Origin of the sequence: Bordetella saccharivorans (genome assembly GCF_045862855.1) — a bacterium.
GTDB lineage: Bacteria > Pseudomonadota > Gammaproteobacteria > Burkholderiales > Burkholderiaceae_B > Bordetella_A > Bordetella_A petrii_F.
The window spans coordinates 4,295,636-4,319,238 of record NZ_BAAFZO010000001.1; the positions used below are offsets into that span (position 1 = coordinate 4,295,636).

At 70.5% G+C, this 23,603-nt stretch carries 20 protein-coding genes; 14 read left to right on the plus strand and 6 right to left on the minus strand.

Annotation, left to right across the window (positions count from 1 at the left end):
• Positions 1–52: 52 nt before the first annotated feature.
• The 3 genes from soxC to ACKTT0_RS20555 all read left to right on the plus strand — a co-directional run bounded on the left by soxC (position 53) and on the right by ACKTT0_RS20555 (position 4,527).
• Positions 53–1,357 (plus strand): sulfite dehydrogenase, encoded by a 1,305-nt coding sequence (gene soxC / locus ACKTT0_RS20545; RefSeq protein ID WP_407851621.1) that lies wholly within the window; start codon positions 53–55, stop codon positions 1,355–1,357.
• The gene (locus tag ACKTT0_RS20550; RefSeq protein ID WP_407851622.1) at positions 1,335–1,946 is read left to right on the plus strand and encodes a c-type cytochrome; all 612 of its coding nucleotides are present in this window, start codon (positions 1,335–1,337) and stop codon (positions 1,944–1,946) included. Before soxC ends, ACKTT0_RS20550 begins: the two co-directional genes overlap by 23 nt.
• A 169-nt stretch (positions 1,947–2,115) precedes the next feature.
• Complete coding sequence (locus ACKTT0_RS20555; RefSeq protein WP_407851623.1) at positions 2,116–4,527, plus strand: mechanosensitive ion channel domain-containing protein; 2,412 nt, start codon at positions 2,116–2,118, stop codon at positions 4,525–4,527.
• Between the two features lie 16 nt (positions 4,528–4,543).
• Here ACKTT0_RS20555 and ACKTT0_RS20560 read toward each other — a convergent pair whose 3' ends face one another.
• Positions 4,544–5,323, minus strand: a complete 780-nt coding sequence (locus ACKTT0_RS20560) for an IclR family transcriptional regulator (protein ID WP_407851624.1) — start codon at positions 5,321–5,323, stop codon at positions 4,544–4,546.
• Positions 5,320–6,123 carry an IclR family transcriptional regulator gene (locus tag ACKTT0_RS20565; protein ID WP_407851625.1) on the minus strand — a complete coding sequence of 268 codons (804 nt, stop codon included), beginning with the start codon at positions 6,121–6,123 and terminating at the stop codon, positions 5,320–5,322. The genes ACKTT0_RS20560 and ACKTT0_RS20565 overlap by 4 nt, the downstream gene beginning before the upstream one ends.
• 157 nt (positions 6,124–6,280) lie before the next feature.
• Between ACKTT0_RS20565 and ACKTT0_RS20570 the strand changes: the two genes are divergently transcribed.
• The 11 genes from ACKTT0_RS20570 (at position 6,281) to ACKTT0_RS20620 (ending at position 19,288) form a co-directional block, all read left to right on the plus strand.
• The gene (locus ACKTT0_RS20570; protein WP_407851626.1) at positions 6,281–7,447 is read left to right on the plus strand and encodes an acyl-CoA dehydrogenase family protein; all 1,167 of its coding nucleotides are present in this window, start codon (positions 6,281–6,283) and stop codon (positions 7,445–7,447) included.
• A gap of 57 nt (positions 7,448–7,504) precedes the next feature.
• Positions 7,505–8,479, plus strand: coding sequence for a Bug family tripartite tricarboxylate transporter substrate binding protein (locus ACKTT0_RS20575; RefSeq protein ID WP_407851627.1), 975 nt, complete (start codon positions 7,505–7,507; stop codon positions 8,477–8,479).
• Positions 8,480–8,487: 8 nt separating this feature from the next.
• Positions 8,488–9,459, plus strand: coding sequence for a tripartite tricarboxylate transporter substrate binding protein (locus tag ACKTT0_RS20580; RefSeq protein ID WP_407851628.1), 972 nt, complete (start codon positions 8,488–8,490; stop codon positions 9,457–9,459).
• Positions 9,460–9,464: 5 nt separating this feature from the next.
• Positions 9,465–10,661 (plus strand): acyl-CoA dehydrogenase family protein, encoded by a 1,197-nt coding sequence (locus ACKTT0_RS20585; RefSeq protein WP_407851629.1) that lies wholly within the window; start codon positions 9,465–9,467, stop codon positions 10,659–10,661.
• Positions 10,658–11,656 (plus strand): YhdH/YhfP family quinone oxidoreductase, encoded by a 999-nt coding sequence (locus tag ACKTT0_RS20590; protein ID WP_407851630.1) that lies wholly within the window; start codon positions 10,658–10,660, stop codon positions 11,654–11,656. Before ACKTT0_RS20585 ends, ACKTT0_RS20590 begins: the two co-directional genes overlap by 4 nt.
• Before the next feature lie 20 nt (positions 11,657–11,676).
• Entirely contained in the window at positions 11,677–13,776 is a 2,100-nt protein-coding gene (locus tag ACKTT0_RS20595; protein ID WP_407851631.1) for an acetate--CoA ligase family protein, read from the plus strand.
• A 130-nt stretch (positions 13,777–13,906) separates the two neighbouring features.
• Positions 13,907–14,581: a heavy metal response regulator transcription factor gene (locus tag ACKTT0_RS20600; protein ID WP_407851632.1), complete on the plus strand. Its 675-nt coding sequence runs from the start codon at positions 13,907–13,909 to the stop codon at positions 14,579–14,581.
• On the plus strand, positions 14,578–15,960 hold the full coding sequence (locus ACKTT0_RS20605) for a heavy metal sensor histidine kinase (protein ID WP_407851633.1): 1,383 nt from the start codon (positions 14,578–14,580) through the stop codon (positions 15,958–15,960). Before ACKTT0_RS20600 ends, ACKTT0_RS20605 begins: the two co-directional genes overlap by 4 nt.
• Before the next feature lie 46 nt (positions 15,961–16,006).
• On the plus strand, positions 16,007–17,848 hold the full coding sequence (locus ACKTT0_RS20610; RefSeq protein ID WP_407851634.1) for a copper resistance system multicopper oxidase: 1,842 nt from the start codon (positions 16,007–16,009) through the stop codon (positions 17,846–17,848).
• A 109-nt stretch (positions 17,849–17,957) separates the two neighbouring features.
• On the plus strand, positions 17,958–18,782 hold the full coding sequence (locus ACKTT0_RS20615) for a copper resistance protein B (RefSeq protein WP_407852470.1): 825 nt from the start codon (positions 17,958–17,960) through the stop codon (positions 18,780–18,782).
• A 26-nt stretch (positions 18,783–18,808) separates the two neighbouring features.
• The gene (locus tag ACKTT0_RS20620; RefSeq protein WP_407851635.1) at positions 18,809–19,288 is read left to right on the plus strand and encodes a DUF411 domain-containing protein; all 480 of its coding nucleotides are present in this window, start codon (positions 18,809–18,811) and stop codon (positions 19,286–19,288) included.
• A gap of 33 nt (positions 19,289–19,321) precedes the next feature.
• Here the strand turns inward: ACKTT0_RS20620 and ACKTT0_RS20625 are convergent, their stop codons facing one another.
• The 4 genes from ACKTT0_RS20625 to ACKTT0_RS20640 are packed head-to-tail and all read right to left on the minus strand — an operon-like array spanning position 19,322 to position 23,602.
• Positions 19,322–20,734, minus strand: a complete 1,413-nt coding sequence (locus ACKTT0_RS20625) for a M20 family metallopeptidase (protein ID WP_407851636.1) — start codon at positions 20,732–20,734, stop codon at positions 19,322–19,324.
• Complete coding sequence (locus ACKTT0_RS20630; RefSeq protein ID WP_407851637.1) at positions 20,731–21,702, minus strand: oligopeptide/dipeptide ABC transporter ATP-binding protein; 972 nt, start codon at positions 21,700–21,702, stop codon at positions 20,731–20,733. The genes ACKTT0_RS20625 and ACKTT0_RS20630 overlap by 4 nt, the downstream gene beginning before the upstream one ends.
• A complete protein-coding gene (locus ACKTT0_RS20635) occupies positions 21,702–22,682 on the minus strand; it encodes an ABC transporter ATP-binding protein (RefSeq protein WP_407851638.1) in 981 nt (326 codons plus the stop codon). The genes ACKTT0_RS20630 and ACKTT0_RS20635 overlap by 1 nt, the downstream gene beginning before the upstream one ends.
• 2 nt (positions 22,683–22,684) lie before the next feature.
• Positions 22,685–23,602, minus strand: coding sequence for an ABC transporter permease (locus ACKTT0_RS20640; RefSeq protein ID WP_407851639.1), 918 nt, complete (start codon positions 23,600–23,602; stop codon positions 22,685–22,687).
• Between the last annotated feature and the right edge of the window lies 1 nt (position 23,603).

Consider the following 23,603-nt stretch of genomic DNA (forward strand, 5'->3'; position numbering starts at 1 on the left):
GCGCGTGCGGCAGTAACTTAGTGTCATCGGGTTTCTTCAACGGAGGTAACGCATGCAAGCAAGCTCCGACTCGGTACATGATCCCGGCGCGGATGAATCCCCGGCGCAGCCGAATCCCCGACGCGATTTCCTGCGCCGCGGCGTGGCGGCCGGCGGCCTGCTGGCCGCCACCGGCATCGGCGCGGCGCGCGCCGCGCCGGCCGACGCCGACGCGCCGCTGGCCATCCCGCCCTGGACCCGCGCGCCAGGCGCGCCCAACGGGGCCCAGCCCTATGGCCAGCCGTCGGCCTTCGAAAAGCACGTGGTGCGCCACCTGCGTCCCAACGACAAGCAGTACATCTCGTCGTCGACGCGCTCGCCGCTGCAGGAACTCGACGGCATCATCACGCCCAACGGCCTGTTCTACGAGCGCCACCATGGCGGTGTGCCGGCGATCGATCCGGCCGAGCACCGGCTCGCCGTGCACGGCCTGGTCGGCTCGCCGCTCTTGTTCACGGTCGACGACTTGCGGCGCTTTCCGTCCGAGTCGCACATCTATTTCCTGGAATGCTCGGGCAATCCCGGCTACAACGTCTACGGCAAGACCGCGGCCGAAGCCAATGGCCTGGTCAGCTGTGCGGAATGGACAGGGGTGCCGCTGCGCACGGTGCTGGCCGAGGCCGGCGTGCAGCCGCAGGCCAAGTGGGTGGTGGCCGAAGGCGCCGATGCCGCGGCCATGACGCGCAGCATCCCGCTCGAGAAATGCCTGGACGATGCGCTGCTGGTGTATGGCCAGAACGGCGAGCGCCTGCGGCCCGAGCAGGGCTATCCGCTGCGCCTGCTGCTGCCCGGCTACGAGGGCAACATGAGCATCAAGTGGCTGCGGCGCCTGCACGTGACCGACGCGCCCGTCTATTCGCGCGAGGAAACGTCCAAGTACACCGACCTGATGCCAGATGGCAGCGCGCGCCGTTTCACGTTCTACATGGAAGCCAAGTCGATCATCACCGCGCCGTCGGGCGGGCAGCGGCTGGCGCAGCGGGGTTTCCACGAGATCCGCGGCATTGCCTGGAGCGGGCGCGGCAAGATCACCCGCGTCGAAGTGTCGGTCGACGACGGCGCCACATGGCACGACGCGGCGCTGCAGGAGCCGGTGCTGTCGCGGGCCATCACGCGTTTTCGCTTTCCATGGGACTGGCAGGGGCAGCCCGCCGTGATCCAGAGCCGCGCTACCGACGAGACCGGCTACGTGCAACCCACGCTGGAGGCGCTGGTGGCGGTGCGCGGCGTCAACGGCGTCTATCACAACAACGCGATCACGCCCTGGCGCGTGGCGGCAACCGGAGAGATCACCAATGCGCGCATCAAGGCATCCTGAAGCGTCCGCGGCGCGCTCCGCGCGTGCGCGGTGGGCCGTCGCGGCATTGTCCTGTGCCTGCGCGGCGACCGCGGCAGCCCAGCAGGCGCCGGCCGCCGGCCGCTACGGCATCGGCACGCCCTTGAGCGAGGCGCGCCTGGCTCCCTGGAACATCGATATCGCGCCGGACGGCCGCGCGCTGCCGACCGGACAGGGCAGCGTGGCGGCGGGGCGCGCGCTGTACGAGGCGCAGTGCGCGGCGTGCCATGGCGCAAAGGGCGAGGGCGGGCAGGGCGATCGCCTGGCCGGCGGCGCCGGCACCCTGGCCAGCGCCAAGCCGGTGCGCACGGTCGGCAGCTACTGGCCTTATGCGACCACGCTGTACGACTACATCCGGCGCGCCATGCCGCTGCAGGCGCCGCAGTCGCTCAGCAACGACGAGGTCTACTCGGCCACGGCATACGTGCTTCACCTGAACGGCCTGCTGCCGGAAGACGCCACCCTGGACGCCGCCGCGCTGCGCGGCATCCGCATGCCCAATCGCGACGGTTTCGTCGACGACCCGCGGCCGGACGTGGCCGCCGCGGCGCAGCCGGCCCCCGGCAAATAGGCGGCCGCCTGGCGCCGCCGGTTTGGCGCGGCGCCAGGCGGACCTATATCATGGCGTCGGCGCCTCATCGGGCGCCGCGCTGCGGCGGCCCGCGCTCCAGTGGCCGCACGTCTCTCGCCAAGGAGGTCGCCACGTGGTCGAGCCAGCAAGTTCCGCCAGGTCTTTGGGTATGTATTTCGATTCGGCGCTGCCGCGCGCGCGACTGGCCGTGCCCTGGACGATGTTGGCTTGCTGGGTGGCGCTGCTGCTCGTCCTGTGCGCGGTTCCGGCGGCGCATGCCGCGCCGGCCGGGACTGCCGCGCCCGTCGGGCAGGCCGCCGAACTGACGCCGGACCGCCTGGCCGACCTGCTCGCCGACCCGGCGGCGCGCGACCAGATCATCGAGCGGCTGCGCGCCCAGGCGCCCGCGTCGGGTCCGGCCGCCGGATCGGGGCCCGCCCAGGCGCCATCGCTGCCCGCCCGCATCGCGCACGGCGCTCAACTGTTCCTGGCGGGCATGGCGGCGCACGCCGAGCGCGCGGTCGACGACCTGAGCGCGCTGGCGCGCGGCACCGGCATGTCGCCGGAGCGCCGCGACGAGCTGGCCGTCACGCTGCTGGGACTGGCCGTCGTGGCGGTCGCCACCATCGCGGTGTTCCTGTTGCTGCGCGCCATCGCCGCGCGCGCTTACGCGCGCATCGACGCATGGATGGGGCAGCCGCCCGCTGTGCCGCCGGGTCCCTCGCGCCCGGGCGGGCTGGCGCTGGCCGGGCGGCGCGCCGGCGCCATGCTGGGCGCGCTCGCCATCGACCTGGCCATCGTCCTGCTGGCCGGCATGGCCGGCTATGCGGTGGCGCGGTATGGCACCGGCGCACGCGGCACCGTCAGCACCGCCCAGTCCTTGTTCATCAACGCCTATGTGGCGGTCGAGATCGCCAAGGCGCTGATCCGCGGCGTGTTCGCCACCCGCTATCCCAGACTGCGCCTGTTCGCCATGGCCGACGACGTGGCCCGCTACTGGAACGACCGCCTCGGGCGCATGGCGGCCGCATTCGGCTACGGCCTGATGCTGGTCGAGCCGCTGGCCAAGTCGCTGCTGTCGCCCTCGATCGGCGAACTGGCCGGGCTGATCATCATGCTGGCGGCCTATGGCTACGCGGTGCGCGTCGTATGGCGCAACCGGCAGATACTGCGCGAGCGCCTGGAACAGCGCGCCGAACGCGCCTCGGCGAGCTATTTCGGCACCCGCTTCCGGGTCCTGGCGCGCGCCTGGCATGTGCTGGCGATCGGCTATTTCACGGTATTGCTGGTGGTCAGCCAGGTCGACCCGGAGCGGGCCCTGCCGTTCATGGTGCAGGCCACGCTGCAGTCGCTGGTGGCGCTGGCGGCGGGCGCGCTGCTGATCATGCTGCTGGCCGGCGCCCTGGCGCGGCGCATCGTGCTGCCCGAGGACGTGCGCCGCAGGCTGCCCATGCTGGAGGCCCGCGTCAATGCCTATGTGCCGGCGGCGCTGCGCGGCCTGGGCATCCTGATCCGCATCGTCGTGGCCTTGTTCGTGCTCGACGCATGGCGCGTGTTCGACCTGTCGAGCTGGCTCGTATCGGACGCTGGCGCGGCGGCCGTGCGGGTGGTGGTCAATGTCGCCATCGTGCTGCTGATCGCCGCGGTGGCATGGACGATCATTGCCAGCATCATCGAGCATCGCCTGAGCCTGAGCGAGGGCGGGGCCATGCCGACGGCGCGCGAACGCACGCTGCTGTCGCTGTTCCGCAACGCGGCGCTGATCGTCATCGTGACCATGACCGTGCTGGTGGTGTTGTCGCAGATCGGGGTCGACATCGCGCCGTTGATCGCCGGCGCGGGCGTGGTCGGCCTGGCTATCGGCTTCGGGTCGCAGAAGCTGGTGCAGGACATCATCACCGGCGTCTTTATCCAGCTCGAGAACGGCATGAACCAGAACGACGTGGTCCAGGTCGCGGGCATCTTCGGCACAGTGGAAAAAATCACCATCCGCTCGGTCGGCATCCGCACGCTGGACGGCGGCTACCACCTGATCCCGTTTTCCTCGGTGGATGTGGTGTCCAACCACATGCGCGATTTCTCGTACCACCTGGGCGAATACACCATTGCCCACCGCGAGAGCGTGGACGATGCCGTGCAGCACCTGCGCAATGCGTTCGACGAACTCATGCAGGACGAACTGCTGGCCCCCGAGGTGCTGGAAGACATCAGCATTCCAGGCGTCACCGCGCTCAGCGAGAAGGGCGTCACCATCCGCGTGCTGATCAAGACCACGCCTGGCATGCAGTGGGCGGTGCAACGCGGCTACAACCGGCTGGTCAAGAAGCACTTCAACGCCGCCGGCATCGAACTGCCGTACCCGCACACCGTGGTGTATTTCGGCCAGGACAAGAGCGGCTATGCGCCGCCGGCCAATGTGTTCGTGCAGCCCGAGCGCCCCGACGAGGGCCGCAACGCCCGCGCGGCCGGCCATACGCGGCGCCGGCTGTCGCGCGAACAGGGCACGGCGTCCGAGGATGTGCTGGGCAACGAGCTCGACCGGGTGGCGGACGATCCCGACGCCCGGCCGCAGTCGGCGTAGTCCGGTCGCGCCGGCGCTAGCGCATGCCGAGCAGGCGCTCGACCTCGCGCGCCAGCGTGACCAGCCGCGGCCCCAGGTCGGCGGCCCGTGCCTTGTACGGGCCGTCGCCGGACGGCACGCCGCAGTTGAAGACATACAGCAGCGATTCGTGCTGGCGGCACAGCGGCACGGCGAAGCCATAGGCATCGGGGCGCCACTGCAGGTTGTTGCCGCAGTAACCCTTGCGCTCCAGGTCGCGTTGCGCGCCCGCCAGGGCGGCAACGTGCTGCCCGTATGCGCGCGGATCGGCGACGCGCAGCTGGTTGAGCACGGCGACGCGCTCGGCTTCCGGCACGCGGCTCAGCCAGGCCTTGCCGGCCGCGCTGGCCAGCATTGGCAGCGCGGCGCCGATGTCCGGACGCGTCTGCAAGCGCTCGTTCGAGCGCGCCGTCTCTACGTAGACCATTTGCAGCCGGTCCCGCACCACCAGGGATACGGCGCCGCGCGCATGATCGGCCAACTGCTTCATCAGGGGCCGCGCGACCTGGCGGATCTGCATGCTGGCCAGCAGCGGATGGCACATGGCCAGCACCGAGGCGCCCAGCCGGTAGCGCGCGGTGGCGGGATCGCGCTGCAGGAAGCCCAGTTCGACCAGCGTGTGCGTCAGGCGCGCGACGGCGCTGCGCGACAGGCCGGTCTGTTGCGCGAAGTCCTTGTTGGCCAGTTCCGGCTGGTCGGCCTTGAAACAGGCCAGGATGTCGATGCCATGCGCGAGGGTGCTGGCGAACTGGGTGTCGCGTTCGCTGGATGAGCTCATGTGTTTTGGTCCGCCCGCTCGAGCAGGGCTTCGACGCGCGCCACCAGTTGCGCCAGCCGTGGGGCGATGCGCCCTTCCAGCTCGCCGGGCTTGAGGCGCGCCGCCGGCAGGCCGCAGTTGAAGACCAGGATGCGGCCATCGATGGCGCGGCGCAAGGGCACCGCGACGGCATGCACGTCCGAATGCCAGTCGCCCGCGGACAGGCAATAGCCATGCCGCGCATAATCGCCGCGGGCGCGCTCCCAGGCCGGCGCATAGCGCTTCCAGGCCGCCGGGTCGCGGCTGCGCAGCGCCTGCAGGATCGGGGCGGCGGTGGCGCTGTCGCACTGGGCCAGCCAGGCGCGCCCCATGGCCGAGGCGAGCAGCGGCAGCAAGGCGCCGATATCCGGCCGGAACGCGATCGCATCGTGGCCGCGGCAGGTTTCCAGGTAGACCATGTGCAGGCCGTCGCGCATGCCCAGGGAGGCCGAGCCGCCGGCCTGGTCGGCCAGGCGCTTCATGAGAGGGCGCGCCAGTTGGCGGATTTTCATGCTGGCCAGCAGGGGATAGCTCAGCGACAGTACCGCCGGACCGAGCCGGTAGCGCCGCAGCCGGCTGTCGTATAGCAGCAGGCCGCGCTGCAGCAGCGTATAGGTCAGGCGCGATATGGTGGCCTTGGAAAGCCCGGTGCGCTCCGCCAGTTCCTTGTTGCTGAGCACGGGTTCGCCGTGCCTGAACGTCTGCAGGACCGACAGGCCATGGGCCAGGGTGGTGGCGAAAGCGGGATCCGGGTGGCGTCCGGAATGGGGGGGAGGTGTCATTGCCAGGGTGGCCGGGAGGTTCGCCTGCCTGGAATGATAGCCGCTACCCGTATTGCTGTGTTCAAGATATCAAAACAAACGTCTCGAATCTGCAAGCGTTTTGATAGTCTGCCAGGCATCGACGCCAAGGGCGCTTGCCGCCGCAGGACTACGCAAGATGATCAGAGATCCCGATAGCTTTTCCGCATTCCTCGACTCGTTGCGGCGCTTCGTGCGTGAGCGCCTGGTGCCGCGCGAAAGCGAGGTGGCCCGCGCCGATGCCGTCCCGGACGACCTGGTGCGCGAGATGGCCGGCCAGCATATGTTCGGCTATTCGATTCCCACCGAGTACGGCGGCCTGGGCCTGACTACCGAAGAGCTGGTGCTGGCGGCGCTGGAACTGTCGCAATGCTCGGTGGCCTTCCGGGCCCGGGTCGGCACCAACACTGGCATAGGCTCGGAGGCGCTGGTGGCCGATGGGACGCCGCAGCAGAAGGCGCGCTATCTGCCGCGCCTGGCCGCGGGCGAGATCACCGGTTCGTTCGCCCTGACCGAGCCGCAGGCCGGCTCGGACGCCACCGCGCTGCAGACCACGGCGCGCCGCGACGGCGACGTCTATGTATTGAATGGCGAAAAATGCTTCATTACCAATGCGCCGCTGGCCGGCCTGTTCACGGTGATGGCGCGCACGGACGCATCGCAGCCGGGCGCCGCCGGCATATCGGCATTCCTGGTCGAGCGCGGCACGCCCGGCCTGTCCACCGGGCCGGCGTACGACAAGATGGGCCAGGCCGGCTCGCCTGTTTCCTCGGTGCATTTCAGCGATTGCCGGGTGCCGGCCGAGAATCTGGTCGGCGGCCGGGAAGGCATGGGCTTCAAGACTGCCATGAAGGTCTTGAACAAGCAGCGCATCCACCTCGCGGCGCTGTGCGTGGGGCCGGCCATCCGCATGCTCGACGACGCGGTGGCGTTCGTCGCCGAGCGCCGCCAGTTCGGCCGGCCGCTGATGGATTTCCAGCTGATCCAGGCCATGATCGCCGATTGCCAGACTGAAATCCACGCCGCGCGCGCGCTGGTGCTGCAGACTGCGCGCGAGCGCGACGAGGGCAAGGACGTCGCGCTCGCGGCGTCGATGTGCAAATACTTCGCATCCGAAATGTGCGGCCGCGTGGCCGACCGCTGTGTCCAGATGCACGGCGGATATGGCTACGTCGCCGATTACGCGGTGGAGCGCTTCTATCGCGATGTCAGGCTGTTCCGCCTTTACGAAGGCACCAGCCAGATCCACCAATTGACGATTGCCCGGCAGACGCTGACGCGCGCCGGATACACGCCGGCCCGCTGAGCGGCATCCAGGGGCCGCGTCCACGACATACAAGACGGCCCCCACCAGGAGACAAGCATGAAAAGATTGGCAAAATGGGTTGCCGGCACCGCCATGGCGCTGTCGGCGGCATGGCCCGGCCTGGCCGCGGCGGCCTATCCGGAACGTCCCATCCGCTTGATCGTGCCGTTTGCGCCGGGCGGATCGACCGACATTCTCGGCCGGCTCCTGGCGGACGCCTTGCCGCCCATCCTGGGCCAGCCCGTGATCATCGAGAACAAGCCGGGCGCCGGCGGCAATATCGGCGGCGACCTCGTGGCGCGGGCCGAACCGGACGGCTATACGCTGCTGCTGGCGGCCGCGGGCCCGACGGTCATCAATCCGAGCCTGTACCGCGACATGCCGTTCGATCCTGCCAAGGACCTGGCGCCGATCAGTTGCATTACCCGCGAGCACAACCTGATGGCGGTCGGGCAATCGGTGCCCGCCACGACGCTGGGCGAGTTCCTTGATTACGCCCGCGCCAATCCCGGCAAGCTGTCGTTCGGGTCGCCCGGCAATGGTTCTCCCGCGCAATTGGCCGGCGAGCTGCTCAAGCAGAAGACGGGCATTCAGATGGAACATGTGCCCTACAAGGGCACCGGACCGGCGGTGACCGACCTGATCGCGGGGCACATCGCCGTCATGATCGACAACATGCCAGCGCTGTTGCCGCACGTCCAGGCCGGCCGGCTGCGCGCGCTGGCGGTACCCAGCGACGCGCGGGCCGCGGCCGCGCCCGATGTCCCGACGTTCGAGGAGGCCGGCGTGCCAGGCTTCGTGGTCATGGCGTGGAAAGGTTTGATGGCCCCTGCCGGCACGCCGGACTCCGTGGTCGACCGCCTGAGCGCCGCGATTTCCCAGGCGCTGGCCGATCCCAAGCTGCGCGAGCGCCTGCAGGCGATGGGCGCGGAGCCGCTCGGCAGTACGCCGCAGCAATTCGCCCAGCAGATTGCATCGGAAACCGCCTGGTGGCGCGAGCTGGTCCAGTCCACCGGCACCCGGATCCAGTAGGGGCAGGCATGAGATTATCGCTATGCAAATTATGGCCCGTGGCGTGGGCGGGGTTGTTGCTGGCGGCGGCCGGCAGCGCCGCCGCCGCGTACCCGGAGCAGCCGATACGGCTCATCGTCCCTTATGCGGCGGGCGGCGGCACCGATACCGCGGCACGCATGTTGGCCAAGAAGCTGGCGCCGCGCCTCGGGCAGCCCGTCCTGGTGGAGAACAAGCCGGGCGGTGCCACCCAGATCGGCACTGCCTATGTGGCGCGCGCCAGGCCGGACGGCTACACCTTGCTGATGGGCACCGCCAACCTGGCGACCAATGCCGTGCTGTACCAGGATCTGCCGTACGACGTCGCCACGGACCTGACGCCGGTGGCCTGGGCAACCGATGTGCCGGTATACGTGCTGGCGCCGGCCGGCGGCGACATTGTCGACCTGGCCAGCCTGCGGCGGGCCGCGGGCCAGGGCGCAGGCCTGGCTTACGCCACCGCCGGCGTGGGCAGCATTCCGCACCTGGCTGCCGAGATGTTCGCGCACCAGTCCGGGATTCCATTGCGGCACATTCCGTACAAGGGCAGCGCCGAGGCCGTCGCCGCGCTGGCCGGTCGCCAGGTGCCGCTCAGCTTCGACAACCTGCCGCCGGTGCGGGCGCAGATCGACGCCGGCCGGGTCGTCCCGCTGGCCATCGCCGCTGCGCAGCGCAACCCGCTGCTGCCCGAAGTGCCGACCCTGGCGGAGTGGGGTTACCCGCTGATTGCCTCGTCCTGGTGGGGAGTCATGGCGCCCGCCGGCACGCCCGCGAGCATCGTCGGTACCCTGAACCAGAACATCGATGCCGTGCTGGCCGACCCAGAGGTCCGCGACTACTTCGTCCAGCAGGGCATGCGGCCCATGGGCGGCGCGCCCGGCGAGTTCGGCCGGCACATGGCGGAGGAGACACGCAAATGGCGCAAGGCCGTCGAGCAGGCGGGCGTAAAGGTGGAGCAATGAGCGGGATGGACACCACGGGAAAGCGGGGCCATGCCGTCGATATCGGCCAGTTGCGGCAACGCGTGCGCCGGTTCGTCGACGAAGCAGCCATTCCGCTTGAATCGCCCGCGCTGGCGCACGATGTGGCGGCCCTGGATGCGGCTGTCGCGCGGCTGCGCAAGCGTGCGCGCGAGGACGGCATCTACGCACCGCAGTTGCCGCCGCACTGGGGCGGCCTGGGACTGGACTGGCGGCAATGCGCGGCGGTCCTGGAAGAAGCGGGGCGCGGTTTCCTGGCGCCGGCGGCCATGAACTGCGCGCCGCCGGACCAGCCCAACATGCTGACTTTGCTGGCCATTGGCAACCCGGCACAGCAGGCGCGCTATCTGGGGCCTTTGGCGCGCGGCGAAGCCCGCGCCTGCTTCGCCATGACCGAGCCGCCGCCGGGCGCGGGCTCGGATCCCGCCATGCTGGCTACCCGGGCGGAGCGGCGGGGCGGCCGCTGGGTGCTCAATGGCCACAAGATGTTCATCAGCGGCGGCGTGGGCGCGGCCTTCGCCCTCGTGCTGGCGCGCACCGACGCCGGCGCCACCCTGTTCATCGTGGACACCGATGCGCCGGGCTACCGGATGGTCCGCGACATCGGCATGGCGACCGGATACCAGGTGGGCGGCCACGCCGAGATCCTGCTGCAGGACTGCGAGGTAGGCCAGGATGCCGTGCTGGGCGAGCCGGGCAGGGGGTTCGAGTATGCCCAGCTGCGGCTGGAGCCGGCGCGGCTGTCGCACTGCATGCGCTATATCGGCCGCGCCGTGCGGGCGCTGGAACTGGCGCAGCGCTACGTACAGCAGCGCGAATCGTTCGGCGCCCGGCTGGCCGACCTGCAGCAAGTGCAGGCCATGATCGCCGATTCGCACATCGACCTGCATGCCAGCCGGCTCATGACAGCCGATTGCGCGGCCGCCCTGGACGCCGGCCGGTCGGTCAAGCACCTCTCGTCCATGACCAAGGTCTTCGTGTCCGAGGCGGTCAGTCGCGTCGCCGACCGCGCCGTGCAGATGATGGGAGCGCTGGGCATTTCCGACGAGACGCCGGTGTCGATGATCTGGCGCGAATTGCGGCCGTTCCGCATCTATGACGGCGCCAACGAACTGCACCGGGCCACCCTGGCGCGGCGCATCCTGCGCCCCGCGTCGCCGCTTCTTTCGACAGGAAAATCATGAACATCCCGCCATTTCTCGCCTATCGATTGCACGCGCCGGCGGCCGGCGCGCGGCCCGACGGCCGCTTCGAGACCCTGCATATCGGCGATCTCTCGCCGGGCGAGGTTGTCATACGCGTGGCGTACGCCGGTCTCAATTACAAGGATGCACTGGCCGCGGCGGGAGAGGGGCGCATCATCCGTGCCTATCCGCGCATCGGCGGCATCGACCTGACCGGGCGAGTGGTGGCCTCGGCCAGTGGCGTCGTGGCGGCGGGCCAGGAAGTCATCGTGCACGGTTTCGGTATCGGGGTCGACTGCGACGGCGGCTACGCCGAGTATGCCCGCGTGCCCGCCGACTGGGTCATGCCGTTGCCCCGCGGGCTGGACCTGCGCGACGCCTGCGTACTGGGCGCGGCCGGCTATACCGCCGGCCTGGCGCTGCACTGGATGGAACATAACGGCTTGGCGCCGGCGCAGGGCGAGGTGCTGGTCACCGGCGCGACTGGCGGGGTGGGCAGCATCGCGGTCGACATGTTCAGCCGCTGTGGCTATCGCGTATGCGCCATGTCGGGCAAGCCCGACGCCGCCGAGTACTTGCGGCGTCTGGGCGCCTCGGAGGTGATCGCGCCGGCGCCCGCGCCGGCGTCCGGCGGCAGGCCGCTCGAGAGCGCGCGCTGGGCCGGCGTGGTCGATTCCGTCGGCGGCGAGGTGCTGGCGCGCGCCCTCAGCGCGCTCAAGCCCGAGGGCATCGCGGCGGCCTTCGGCAATGCCGGCGGGGCGCAATTGCCGACGACCGTGCTGCCGTTCATTCTGCGCGGCGTCAAGTTGCTGGGCATCAACGCCAATAGCCCGATGCCCCTGCGCCAGGAGGTGTGGGGCAAGATCGCCACCCGCTACCGGCCGGCCCGCCTCGATGAGATCGCGCAAGTCATCGAGCCCGCCGCGCTGCCGCAGTCGCTCGACGCCATGCTGCGGCGAGCCAGCCGCGGCCGCACTGTCGTCGAATTTTCCTGAACCCGGTTCCGCCACCTGCCATGACCTCCCGCACCGAGCTTTCCCGTCTATTCCATCCCCGCAGCATTGCCGTCGTCGGCGCGTCCGCCACGCCCGGCAAGATCGGCGCGATGCCGCTCGCCCTGCTGCGCCGGCACGGCTACGCCGGGCGCATCGTGCCGGTGAACCCGCGCGGCGGGACCATCCTGGACTTGCCTGCCTGCCCCGACCTGGCCGCCCTCACGGAGCCGGTGGACCTGGCGATCCTGGCCGTGCCGGCGGAGCAGGCCGCCGACGCGCTGGCCCTGGCGCGCGCCGGCCAGGTGGCAGGCGCCGTGGTATTCACTTCGGGCTATGCGGAAACCGGCGACGCGGGGCGGGCCCGCCAGGCGCGCCTGGAGGCCGTCGCGCGCGAGCGCGGCATCCGCCTGCTGGGCCCCAACTGCCTGGGCTTCATGAATGTGCGCGAGCAGGTCTACGCCACGTTCTCGCCGGCGCCGATGAATGGCGCCGTCGCGGCCGGCGACATCGGCATGGTCTCGCAGAGCGGCGCGTTCGGAGCCTATGCCTACAGCATGGCGCGGGAACGCGGCCTGGGGCTGTCATACTGGATCAGCACCGGCAACGAATCGGATCTCGACGTGCCGGACTGCATCTCATGGCTGGTGGACGATCCGCATACCCGCGTCATCATGGTCTACATGGAAGGTTGCCGCGATGGCGCGAAACTGCGCCAGGCCCTGGCGGCGGCCCGCCAGGCCGGCAAGGCCGTGGTGGTGGCCAAGATCGGCCGCACCGCCGCGGGCGCGCAGGCGGCCGCTTCGCACACGGCTGCGCTGGCCGGCGACGACGCGGTCTACGACGCGCTGTTCCGCCAGTACGGCGTGGCGCGCGCGCACACGATCGACGAGTTCTTCAATCTGGGCTACGCGCTGAGCGCCTGGCCGCAACGGCTGGCTGGGCGCCGGCTGGGCATCATCACGATTTCCGGCGGGGTGGGCGCGCTGATGGCCGATGACGCGCAGGACGCCGGGCTGGCGCTGCCCGCGCCGGCGCAATCCGTCAGCGACCGGCTGCTGGCGCGGGTGCCTTTTGCCAGCGCGCGCAACCCAGTGGATGTGACCGGCCAGGCGGTAGCCGAGCCGGGCCTGTTGCTGGAGACGGCCGACGATATGCTCGCCAGCGGCACCTATGATGCCCTGGCAGTGTTCCTGGCGGCGGCGGGCTCGCTGGATTCGCTGTGGCCGACTTTCGAGTCCTTCGTGCGGGAGCTGCGCGGGCGCCATCCGGCCGTGTCGCTGTCACTGTGCGCGATCTTCCCGCCGGCGCGGCGGCAGGCGCTGGAGGCGCTGGGGTGCCCGGTCTTCACCGATCCCAGCGCGGCCATCCGGACCTTGGGCGCCGTGGCGGCCATGGACGACGCGCCCGAACCCGCGCTCACGCGCGAGCCGCCGGCGGCCGCCGTGGAACTCCCCGCCGGCCCCGGCGCGCTCAATGAAATCGAGGCGCTGGCGCTGGTCCGCCAGGCCGGCATCCCGACGGTGGACGCGCGCCTTGCCGCCAGCGCAGACGAGGCCGTCGCCCAGGCCGACGCCATCGGCGGCCAGGTGGCGCTCAAGATCGTGTCGCGCGACATCCTGCACAAATCGGATGTGGGCGGCGTCCGGCTGGCCTTGCAGGGCGCCGGGCAGGTGCGCGGCGCGCATGCCGACATCATGGCGGCGGTCGGGCGGCAGGCTCCCCGGGCGCGCATCGATGGCGTGCTGGTCGCGCCGATGGCGCCGCGTGGCGTGGAATGCATCCTGGGCATGCACCGCGACCCCGTGTTCGGGCCGGTGATCATGTTCGGGCTGGGCGGCGTGTATGTAGAGATTCTGCGCGACGTCAGTTTCCGGCTGGCGCCGTTCGGACACGACCAGGCCCGCGCCATGATCGCCGGCCTGAAAACCTATCCGCTGTTGTGCGGCGCGCGCGGCGCGCCGCCTTGCGACCTGGACGCCCTGGCCGACGCGCTGGTGGCATTGGCCGCGCTGGCGCACGCGGCGCCAGGCCGCGTCGAGTCGATCGAAATCAATCCGTTGCTGGCGCTGCCGCGGGGCCAGGGCGTATTGGCGCTGGATGCAGTGGTCGTCGCGGGCTAGGGCCTGTCCACTCTAGAAGCAGTCCCGCACTAGCCGGGAATCGGACGGCAGGCCAGGCGCGCGGGCGTTGGGGCCACTGCAAAAATCGCGGCGCCGGATTACATTCACGGCAAATGTATGAAGGCGAACCATGCGAATACTGGTTATCGAGGACGAGCGCAAGCTTGCCGGCTACCTGCAGAAGGGCCTGGCCGAACAGAACTTCGTGGTTGACGTGGCGCGCGACGGCGTCGACGGCTGCCATGCCGCGCTGGAGCTCGACTACGACGTGGTGGTGCTGGACGTGATGCTGCCGGGCCTGGATGGGTTCGAGGTGCTGGCGCGCCTGCGCCGCTGCAAAAGCACGCCGGTGCTCATGCTGACCGCGCGCGACCGGGTCGAGGATCGCGTGCGCGGCCTGGAAGGCGGCGCCGACGACTACCTGGTCAAGCCGTTCGCCTTCTCCGAGCTGCTGGCGCGCATCCATGCGCTGCTGCGGCGCGGCCGCGGCCAGGAGCCGGCCGTGCTGGCGCTGGACGACCTGGAGCTGGACCTGGTGCGACGCAAGGCCCGCCGGGCCGGCGTGCGGCTCGACCTGACCGCCAAGGAATTCACGCTGCTGGCCCTGCTGCTGCGCCGCCAGGGGCAGGTGCTGTCGCGCACGCTGCTGGCCGAGCAGGTCTGGGACATGAACTTCGATGGCGATACGAATGTCATCGAAGTGGCGGTGCGGCGCTTGCGCGCCAAGCTCGACGACCCGTTCGAGCGCCGGCTGCTGCACACCGTCCGCGGCATGGGCTACGTGCTGGAGCTGCGCGAACCATGATGCGCCGTCCCGCATCCATCGAACTGCGGCTCACCTTGCTGCTGGGCGCCATTGCCCTGGCCGTATCCAGCGTGGCCGGCTGCATGCTGTTCTGGGCTTTGCAGCGCGAGGTGCAGCGCCAGCAGATCACCGAAGTGGCCGGCAAGCTGGAACTCATCGAGCATTTGATCGGCATGCAGGCCGGGCCCGGGCCGTCCGGGCACTTGGCGACCACACTGGACAACATCCTGGCTGGCCATGGCCAGCTGCGTGCCTGGATCACCGGCGCCGATGGCCAGCCGCACTACGGCGGGCCGGCGCCGCGCGTGCTGCGGGCCGGCCCGGGCGACGAGGTGTTGGTCGAGACCAGCGACGGCCAGCGCATGCGCGGCCTGCGGGTCGCCCTGGAGGCGGGGCCTTTCGACCGCGCCGCGCTGACCGTGGCCATCAGCACGCGGCCTGGCGGGCAATTCCTGTATACCTACGCGACCGCGCTGCTGCTGGTCTGCGGACTCTGGGTCGGGGTGACGGTGATGCTGGGCGCATGGGCCGTGCGGCGCTCGGTGGCGCCCTTGCGCCGCCTGTCGGCGCAGGCGGCGCGCATCGAGCCCGGCAACCTGGCCGTGCGCCTGCCGCAGCAGGAGGGCGATGCCGAACTGCATGAGTTCGTCCGCACCTTCAACCAGCTGCTGGATCGCCTGCAAGCCGCCTACCAGCAACTGGAAGGCTTCAATGCCGACGTGGCGCACGAGCTGCGCACGCCGCTGGCCACCTTGATCAGCGGCACGGAGATCGCCCTGGGCAGCGAGCGCGGCGCCGCCGAGCTGCGCGAGGCGCTGGCCTCGAACCTGGAAGAGCTCGAAAGCCTGCGCGCCCTGGTCAACGATATGCTGTTCCTGGCGCGCGCCGACAGCGGGGAATTGGCGCAGGACCTGCAGCCGGTCGACATGCGCGGCGAAATCGCGCGGGTCGCCGATTACTACGAGGCGGCGCTGGAGGCGGCCGGCCTGGCGCTGCGCATCGAAGGGCAGGGCGACGGCGCGGCGCTGGCCAATCCGAGGCTGTTGCGCCGGGCGATCGCCAACCTGGTGTCCAATGCGATCAAGGCGGCGCCGCGCGGCAGCGTCGTCCGCGTCACCCACGCGGCCGCAGGCGCCAGCATGCGGATCAGCGTGCACAACACGGGCCCGGCCATTGCGCCGCCGGCCTTGTTGCGCATCTTCGACCGTTTTTACCGCGCCGATGGCGCGCGCGGCGGGCGCGCAGCGGGGCATGGGCTGGGATTGGCCATTGTGCGGGCGATCGCGCGCATGCACGGCGGCGATGTGTTCGCCGCCTCCGGCGCGCACGGGACCGAAGTCGGTTTCAGCATTGCCGCGCGCCAGATTACAGAAACGTAATCTGGCCGACAGCTTGGCGTCGGGCTGGCGCCGCTAGAGTGCCCGCATGACTGCATTTTTCGATCTCGCGGGCCGCGGGCCCGCCTCGGCGCCGCGGCGCCGTTTCGTCCAGGGCCTGGCCGCCGGCGGCCTGCTGGCCGGCGCCGGGCTGCGCCATGCCGGCGCCTGGGCGGCTGCCGCGCCGGGGCCCGCAGTGCTGTCCGGCACCCAGTTCGACCTGGAAATCGGCGAATCGCCGGTCAACTACACGGGGCGGGCGCGCCGCGCGACCACGGTCAACGGTCGGCTGCCCGCGCCGGTGCTGCGCTGGCGCGAGGGCGACCACGTTACTTTGCGGGTGACCAACCGGCTGCGCGAAGACACCTCGATCCACTGGCACGGCATCCTGCTGCCCAGCGACATGGACGGAGTGCCGGGCCTGAGTTTCGCGGGGATCCGGCCGGGCGAGACCTTCACCTACCGGTTCCCGGTGCGCCAGAGCGGTACATACTGGTACCACAGCCATTCGGGCCTGCAAGAGCAGACCGGCCTGTACGGCGCCATCGTGATCGAGCCGCGCACGCCCGAGACGCCCCGCTGGGACCGCGACTACGTCGTGCTGCTGTCGGACTGGACGGACGAGGATCCGGCCGAGGTGTTCCGCAAGCTGATCGTGATGCCGGACTACTACAACCGCATTCGGCCCACGGTAGGCGACCTGGCCCGGCAGGCGCGCCAGGCCGGCTGGGGGCAGGCGCTGGATGAGCGCCTGATGTGGCAGCGGATGCGCATGGACCCGACCGACCTGGCCGATGTCTCGGGCGCCACCTATACCTACCTGACCAATGGCCGCTCGCCGGCGGGCAACTGGACCGGGCTGTTCCAGCCCGGCGAGAAGATCCGGCTGCGCTTCATCAACGGCTCGGCCATGACCTATTTCGACGTGCGCATTCCGGGCCTGAAGCTGACCGTGGTGGCGGCCGACGGGCAGCCGGTGCGGCCGGTGGAGGTCGACGAGTTCCGCATCGCGGTGGCCGAGACCTACGATGTGATCGTCGAACCGGACGAGGCGCGCGCCTATACGATTTTCTCGCAGGCCATGGACCGTTCCGGCTATGCCCGGGCCACGCTGGCGCCGCGGGACGGCATGCAGGGCGAGGTGCCGCCGCTGGATGCCGTCCAGGTGCTGGGCATGGCGGACATGGGCATGCGCCACGACATGGGCGGCACGGCGCACGGCGCGCCGTCCACGGACCACGGCAGGGACGGCATGGGCCATGGCGTGAAGGGCATGGCCCACGATATGGCGGGCATGAGCCATGGCGGGCATGACGGCCATGGCGGCGCAGCCGGCCACGGCAGCGGCGTGGACGCCGGTGGCATGGTCGAGGTGCGGCATCCGTATCCGGCCGAGCGCGGCGTGGCGAATTCCATGCTGCCCGAGGTGGTGTCGACCCGCCTGGACGACCCGGGCGTGGGACTGCGCGACAACGGCCGCCGCGTGCTGACCTACGCGGACCTGCGCTCGGCCACGGTGCCGGCCGACGAGCGGCCGCCCACCCGCGAGATCGAGCTGCACCTGACCGGCAACATGGACCGCTACCTGTGGTCTTTCAATGGCGTGAAGTTCGCCGATGCCAAGCCCATCGTGCTGCGGTACGGCGAGCGCGTGCGTTTCGTGCTGGTCAACGACACCATGATGACGCATCCCATCCACCTGCACGGCTTATGGAGCGACCTGGAATCGCCCGATGGCGCCTTCCAGGTGCGCAAGCACACCATCAGCCTGAATCCGGCGCAGCGCATCAGCTATCGCGTCAGCGCCGACACGCGCGGCAATTGGGCGTATCACTGTCATTTGCTGTATCACATGGAAGCCGGCATGTTCCGGGCCGTGGTCGTGGAGTAGCCGCATGGATCATCGTTCCTTCATCCGGGCCGGCACGCTGGCCGCGGCCTTGCTGGGGTTGCTGCTGGCCTGGCCGGCCGGGGCGCAATCGAGTCATGCCGGCCACGGCATGGACCAGGGTGGCGCGACCGGGCCGGCCATGCCTGCCCCGGCAATGGAGCACGCGTCCATGCCCGGCATGGCGCACGGCCCGGCGCCGGCGAGTGGCGATTCCGGCGCCCTGCCGGCGGGCACGCTGCCGTCGAGCGACGGCACGGGCCCGCGCGGCTATGACGATTACGGCATCCACGCCCACATGATGGACGGCATGACCGCCAGCCAGTTGCTGTTCGACAAGTTCGGCCTGGCGCACGACCGGGAGGGTCGCACCGGGCTGCAATGGGACGGCGAATTCTGGGTGGGACGGGGCCTGGACCGCTTATGGGTCAAGAGCGAGGGCGAGCGCATGGGCGGCGCCTCGGCCGCCAAGATCGAGGCGTTCTGGAGCCGCGCCGTGTCGCCTTACTGGGACGCGCAGGTGGGCGCCCGGCGCGATTTCGGCACCGGCCCGAAGCGCGACTGGCTGGCGTTCGGCCTGCAGGGCGTGGCGCCGTACGAGATCGAGACCGAGTTGACCGCCTATGTGGGCAAGGCCGGCCGCACGGCGCTGGGGCTCAAGGCGGAGTACGATCTGCTGCTGACGCAGCGCCTGGTGTTCACGCCGGAGATCGAGGCCAGCCTGTATGGCAAGGACGATCCGGCGCGCGGCATCGGGGCCGGCCTGGCCGATGCCGCGCTGACCCTGCGGCTGCGCTACGAAATCACCCGCCAGTTCGCGCCCTATGTCGGTGTATCCTTCGGCCGCAAGTTCGGCCAGACGGCGCGCTATGCCAGCGAAGCCGGCGAGAGCCGCTCGGAGCGCGCGCTGCTGGCGGGCGTGCGCATCTGGTTCTGAATGCCGCCACGACGAGACTTCATATCATGCCAACCTCCATCTCCCGTTCCATGTCGACCCGCCGCCGCCTGCTGGCCGGGCTGGCACTCGCTCCGGCGGCGGCCTGGGCCCGCGCCCCGGGGGCCGCGGTGCAGGTCTGGAAGACGCCGACCTGCGGCTGCTGCCAGGATTGGGTCGCCCACCTGCGTGACCACGGCTTCCAGGTGCAAGTCAACGAGGTCGACGACACCTCGGCGATCCGCGCGCGGCTGGGCATCCCCGCGGAGTATGGCTCGTGCCATACCGGCCTGGTGGACGGCTATGCCCTGGAAGGCCACGTGCCGGCGCGCGACATCCAGCGCCTGCTGCGCGAACGCCCGGCGGCGATCGGCCTGGCCGTGCCCGGCATGCCGCTGGGCTCGCCGGGCATGGACGGCCCGGAGTACGAGGGCCGCAAGCATCCCTACGACGTGCTGCTGGTGCGGCGCTGGGGGCTGACTTCGGTGTTCCAGGCCTATCCGGCCTAGGGCCTGCGCACTTTAAAGCCTCCCCGCAAGGCGCTAGCCGGCCGCCGCTCCGGCCCGGGTCCGGCCCGGCGTATCGCCAGCGCCCAGGTCCCAGTACAGGCCGGTCATCAGGGCCAGCGCCTCGCGCAGCAGCTCCGGCGGCAGGTGTTCATTGGGCGCGTGCTGCGAGCAGCCCGGATACGAATGCGGCACCCACACCGTGCGCAGGCCGAGCACGTCCGTGAAGATATCGTTCGGCAGCGAGCCACCCAGGTTGGGCAGCACGGCCACTTTCTTGCCGCTGGTGCGCTCCAGCGAAGCCACGGTCCAGCGCACCCACGGGTCGTCGGGGTCGATGCGCGTGGCCTTGAACATGGTCTCGCGCGTGGCCTGCACTTGCACCATGGGAAAGCCCTGGCGGTCCAGGTGGCGGCGCAGGGCGGGCAGCAGCGCGTCCGGGTCCACGCCCACCACGAAGCGCAACTGGCAGCGGGCCCACGCACGCGGCGGAATGGCATTGACCGGCGTATCGGGGTTGCCCGTCTTGTAGGCCAGCACCTCGAACGAGCACCAGCCGAACACGCGCTCGGCCGGCGACAGGCCGGGTTCGCCCCAGCCGGGCTCGATCTCCGGGCCGTCCGCGCCGCCGTCGACCTCGCAGTCGGCCAGCGCGCGCCGCACCGCCGGCGGCAAGCCGGCCGGCACCCATTCGGGCACGCGGATCTGGCCGCTGGGCGACACCAGGGTGGCAATGGCGTGGGCAAGCTGGATGCCCGGGTTGGAGATCAGGCCGCCCCAATTGCCCGAGTGGTGCCCGCCGGCGCGCGCCTCGATGCTGAGGTCGAAGTTCAGGCTGCCGCGCGCGCCCAGGAATACGGTGGGCCGCTGCGGGCTCAGGCGCGGGCCGTCGGAGGCAATCAGCAGGTCGGCGGCGAATCGTTCCCGCTGCTGTTCGCAGAGTTCGCGCAGGCCCGGCGAGCCGGTTTCTTCGCCCATTTCGACCAGGTACTTGACGTTGAAGCCGAGTTTGCCGCGGGTTTGCAGCACCAGCCTGAGCGCCTCGATATTGATGCTGTGCTGCCCCTTGTTGTCGGCGATGCCGCGCCCATACCAGCGGCCGTCGCGCTCGGCCAGCGTCCAGGGCGACAGGCCGGCATGCCATTCCGGCTCCAGCCCGCGGATCACGTCGCCGTGGCCGTAGCCGAACACGGTGGGTAGGGCAGGGTCCTCGATGCGCTCGGCGAACAGGAATGGCGCGCGCGCTTTCTCGTGCGTGAGGATGCTGCACGCGAACCCCATGGCCTCGAACGCCGGCCGCATCTCCGTCTCCAGGTAGGCGGACAATTCGCCGGCGCGGTCGGGGTTCTGGCTTTCGGTGGCAATGGCCAGGCGGCGCGCGAGCAGGTCGCGGAAGGCGCCGGAATCGAAACATTGCTGGGCGCGGGCGATGGCGGTTGAGCGGCTCATGGCTGGACGGCTCCTCGTGGTGATGGCGAATAGAGATGGCAGGCCACCAGCGCATGCGCCTGCGGCAGCAGCGCGGGGCGCTCCTCGAGGCATTGCGGCATGGCGTGCCGGCAGCGTGGGTGGAACGGGCAGCCCGGCGGCGGCTTGAGCGGGTCGGGAAACGACAGGCCCAGGCCCGTGTCCGGAATGCCCAGGCCCGGCTCGGGGGTCAGCACCGAGGCCAGCAGCGCCTGGGTGTAGGGATGGCGCGGCTGGCGGAACAGCTCGGCGGCCGGCGCGGATTCGACTACCCGGCCCAGATACATGACGGCCACGTCGGTGGCGATGTGCTCCACCACCGCCAGGTTGTGGCTGATGAAGACATAGGTCAGGTCGAACTCGCGCCGCAGGGTCATCAGCAGGTTCATGATCTGCGCCTGCACCGACACATCCAGCGCCGAGGTCGGCTCGTCGCAGATGACGATTTCCGGGTTCATCACCAGCGCCCGCGCGATGGCCACCCGCTGGCGCTGGCCGCCGGACAGCTGTCCGGGCGTATTGCCCGCCAGGCGGGCCGGCAGCCCGACCCGTTCGAGCATCTCGATGGCCTTGTGCTGGCGCGGGTTGGCGATGCCGTGCACTTCCAGCGGCAGCGACACGATCGCGGCGATAGTGCGGCGCGGGTTCAGCGAGGAATACGGATCCTGGAACACCGGCTGCACGCGCCGCGCCAGCGCGCGGCGCGACAGCTCGCGGATGTCCCGGCCCTCGATGTGCACCGCGCCGCCGGTGGGCGGCAAGAGGCCCAGCAGCAGCCGCGCCAGCGTCGATTTGCCGCAGCCGGATTCGCCCACCACCCCGAGCACGCCGCCGCGCCCGACCGTCAGGTCCACGCCGTTGACGGCGTGCAGGGTGCGGCGCGGCTGGAACATGCCAGTCTTGACGGTGAAGCTGCGGCTGACGTCCTGTGCCTGGATGAGCGTGTCCATCAGCCGGCCTCCGTATGGATGCAGCGCCATTCGTGGCCGGGCGGCGCCCGGTGCACCGGGATTGCGGATCCGCAGGCCGGCTGGGCGTGCCGGCAGCGCTCCCGGAAGGCGCAGCCGGCCAGGTCACCGACCAGCGCCGGGACTACGCCGGGGATGGTGCCCAGCGGCGCGCCGGGCGGCGTGCGGCCGGGCACCGGGATGCAGGCCAGCAGCCCCTGGGTATACGGATGGCGCGGCCCCGCGAAGATGTCCGCGACCGGCCCCTGTTCGACCACCTGACCGGCATACATCACCGCCACCTGGCGGGCGATGCGGGCCACCACGCCGAGGTCATGGGTGATCAGTACCATGGCGATGCCCAGCTCGGCCTGCAGGTCGGCCAGCAGGCGCAGGATCTGCGCCTGGATGGTCACGTCCAGCGCCGTGCTGGGCTCATCGGCGATCAGCAGCTCCGGCCCGCACATCAGGGCCATGGCGATCATCACGCGCTGCCGCAAGCCGCCCGAAAGCTGGTGCGGGTATTGCCCCAGGCGCTGTCCGGCCGAGGCAATGCCGACTTTTTCCAGCAGTTCCACGGCGCGCTCGCGCGCCTGCGCGGCGCCGGCGCCACGGTGATGGCGATAATGCTCGGCCAGCTGCTCGCCGATGGTGTAGGCCGGGTTCAGGGCGGTCATGGGCTCCTGGAAGATCATGGCCATCTTGTTGCCGCGCAGCGCGTTGACGCGGCGGCGCCCGGCGCGCGACAAGTCTTCGCCCAGCACGGCCAGGCGGCCGGTGCTGCGTCGCGCCGTCCGGGGCAGCAGCCCCATGATGGCCAGCGAGGTCATCGACTTGCCGCAGCCGGATTCGCCCACCAGGCACAGCGTCTCGCCGCGCCGGACCTGGAAGGACACCCCGCGCACCGCATGCAGGGCGCCGCGCGGAGTGTCGATGTCGACCCGCAGGTCCTGCACGTCCAGCACGATTTCCGCAGCATTCATCGTCAGGCCCTGTCGTCCGGGGTGAGCCACTGGTGCAGGCCGTCGCCGGCCAGGTTGATGGCGAAGATCAGCAGCGCCAGCGCGCTGCCGGGAATGGCGATCAGCCAGAAGGAAAAGAACATGTAGGCCTTGGCTTCGGAGATCATCAGGCCCCAGGACGGCAGCGGCGGCTGCACGCCCAGGCCCAGGAACGACAGCGCCGCCTCCAGCAGGATGGCGCTGGCCGCTTCCAGCGTGGCGATGACGATCAGGTGCGGCACCACGTTGGGCAACACTTCGCCGCGCACGATGCGCCAGGTCGATGCGCCGGCCGCCTGCGCCGCCGACACGTATTCCAGCGCGCGCACCTGCTGGGTGGCGCTGCGCATCACGACCGCGAAGCGGTCCCACTTCAGCAGCCCGAGCACCAGGATCACCACCCACAGCGACCCGCCCACGATGGCGACCGTGGCCAGCGCCACCAGGATGACCGGCATCGACAGCCGCGTGGTCACCAGGAAGGACACCGCCATGTCGATCTTGCCGCCGAAATAGCCGGCCGCCATGCCCAGCGCGGTGCCGATCAGGCCGGAAATCAGCGCTACGCTGGCGCCGATCAGCAACGAGATGCGCGCGCCATAGAACAGGCGCGACAGGTAGTCACGGCCCAGCTGGTCGGTGCCCAGGGGGTGCAGCCAGGTGCCCTTGTCGTACCAGACCGGCGGCGCCGTCCGGTGCGTCAGGTCCTGGAAATACGGGTCGTGCGGCGACAGCCAGGGCGCGAACAGCGCGATCAGCACGATCGCCAGCAGGATCGCGCCGCCGGCCAGCAGCGCCTTGTTCTGTCGCAGGCGCCGCCATGTCGGCCGCCCCGGCGCGGCCGTGCCCGCGGCCGCGGGCGCCGGCACTTCGGCCAATACGGGAGGAAGGGGCGCCGCCATG

Coding starts and splice junctions, on each gene's coding strand:
- ACKTT0_RS20565 (WP_407851625.1), bottom strand. CDS start 6,123: ATGACACCTCCCCCCCATTCCGGACGCCACCCGGATCCCGCTTTCGCC.
- ACKTT0_RS20590 (WP_407851630.1), top strand. CDS start 10,658: ATGAACATCCCGCCATTTCTCGCCTATCGATTGCACGCGCCGGCGGCC.
- ACKTT0_RS20605 (WP_407851633.1), top strand. CDS start 14,578: ATGATGCGCCGTCCCGCATCCATCGAACTGCGGCTCACCTTGCTGCTG.
- ACKTT0_RS20560 (WP_407851624.1), bottom strand. CDS start 5,323: ATGAGCTCATCCAGCGAACGCGACACCCAGTTCGCCAGCACCCTCGCG.
- ACKTT0_RS20600 (WP_407851632.1), top strand. CDS start 13,907: ATGCGAATACTGGTTATCGAGGACGAGCGCAAGCTTGCCGGCTACCTG.
- ACKTT0_RS20640 (WP_407851639.1), bottom strand. CDS start 23,602: ATGGCGGCGCCCCTTCCTCCCGTATTGGCCGAAGTGCCGGCGCCCGCG.
- ACKTT0_RS20620 (WP_407851635.1), top strand. CDS start 18,809: ATGCCAACCTCCATCTCCCGTTCCATGTCGACCCGCCGCCGCCTGCTG.
- ACKTT0_RS20570 (WP_407851626.1), top strand. CDS start 6,281: ATGATCAGAGATCCCGATAGCTTTTCCGCATTCCTCGACTCGTTGCGG.
- ACKTT0_RS20580 (WP_407851628.1), top strand. CDS start 8,488: ATGAGATTATCGCTATGCAAATTATGGCCCGTGGCGTGGGCGGGGTTG.
- ACKTT0_RS20635 (WP_407851638.1), bottom strand. CDS start 22,682: ATGAATGCTGCGGAAATCGTGCTGGACGTGCAGGACCTGCGGGTCGAC.
- ACKTT0_RS20575 (WP_407851627.1), top strand. CDS start 7,505: ATGAAAAGATTGGCAAAATGGGTTGCCGGCACCGCCATGGCGCTGTCG.
- ACKTT0_RS20615 (WP_407852470.1), top strand. CDS start 17,958: ATGGACCAGGGTGGCGCGACCGGGCCGGCCATGCCTGCCCCGGCAATG.
- ACKTT0_RS20585 (WP_407851629.1), top strand. CDS start 9,465: ATGGACACCACGGGAAAGCGGGGCCATGCCGTCGATATCGGCCAGTTG.
- ACKTT0_RS20630 (WP_407851637.1), bottom strand. CDS start 21,702: ATGGACACGCTCATCCAGGCACAGGACGTCAGCCGCAGCTTCACCGTC.
- ACKTT0_RS20625 (WP_407851636.1), bottom strand. CDS start 20,734: ATGAGCCGCTCAACCGCCATCGCCCGCGCCCAGCAATGTTTCGATTCC.
- ACKTT0_RS20550 (WP_407851622.1), top strand. CDS start 1,335: ATGCGCGCATCAAGGCATCCTGAAGCGTCCGCGGCGCGCTCCGCGCGT.
- ACKTT0_RS20555 (WP_407851623.1), top strand. CDS start 2,116: ATGTATTTCGATTCGGCGCTGCCGCGCGCGCGACTGGCCGTGCCCTGG.
- ACKTT0_RS20610 (WP_407851634.1), top strand. CDS start 16,007: ATGACTGCATTTTTCGATCTCGCGGGCCGCGGGCCCGCCTCGGCGCCG.
- ACKTT0_RS20595 (WP_407851631.1), top strand. CDS start 11,677: ATGACCTCCCGCACCGAGCTTTCCCGTCTATTCCATCCCCGCAGCATT.
- soxC (WP_407851621.1), top strand. CDS start 53: ATGCAAGCAAGCTCCGACTCGGTACATGATCCCGGCGCGGATGAATCC.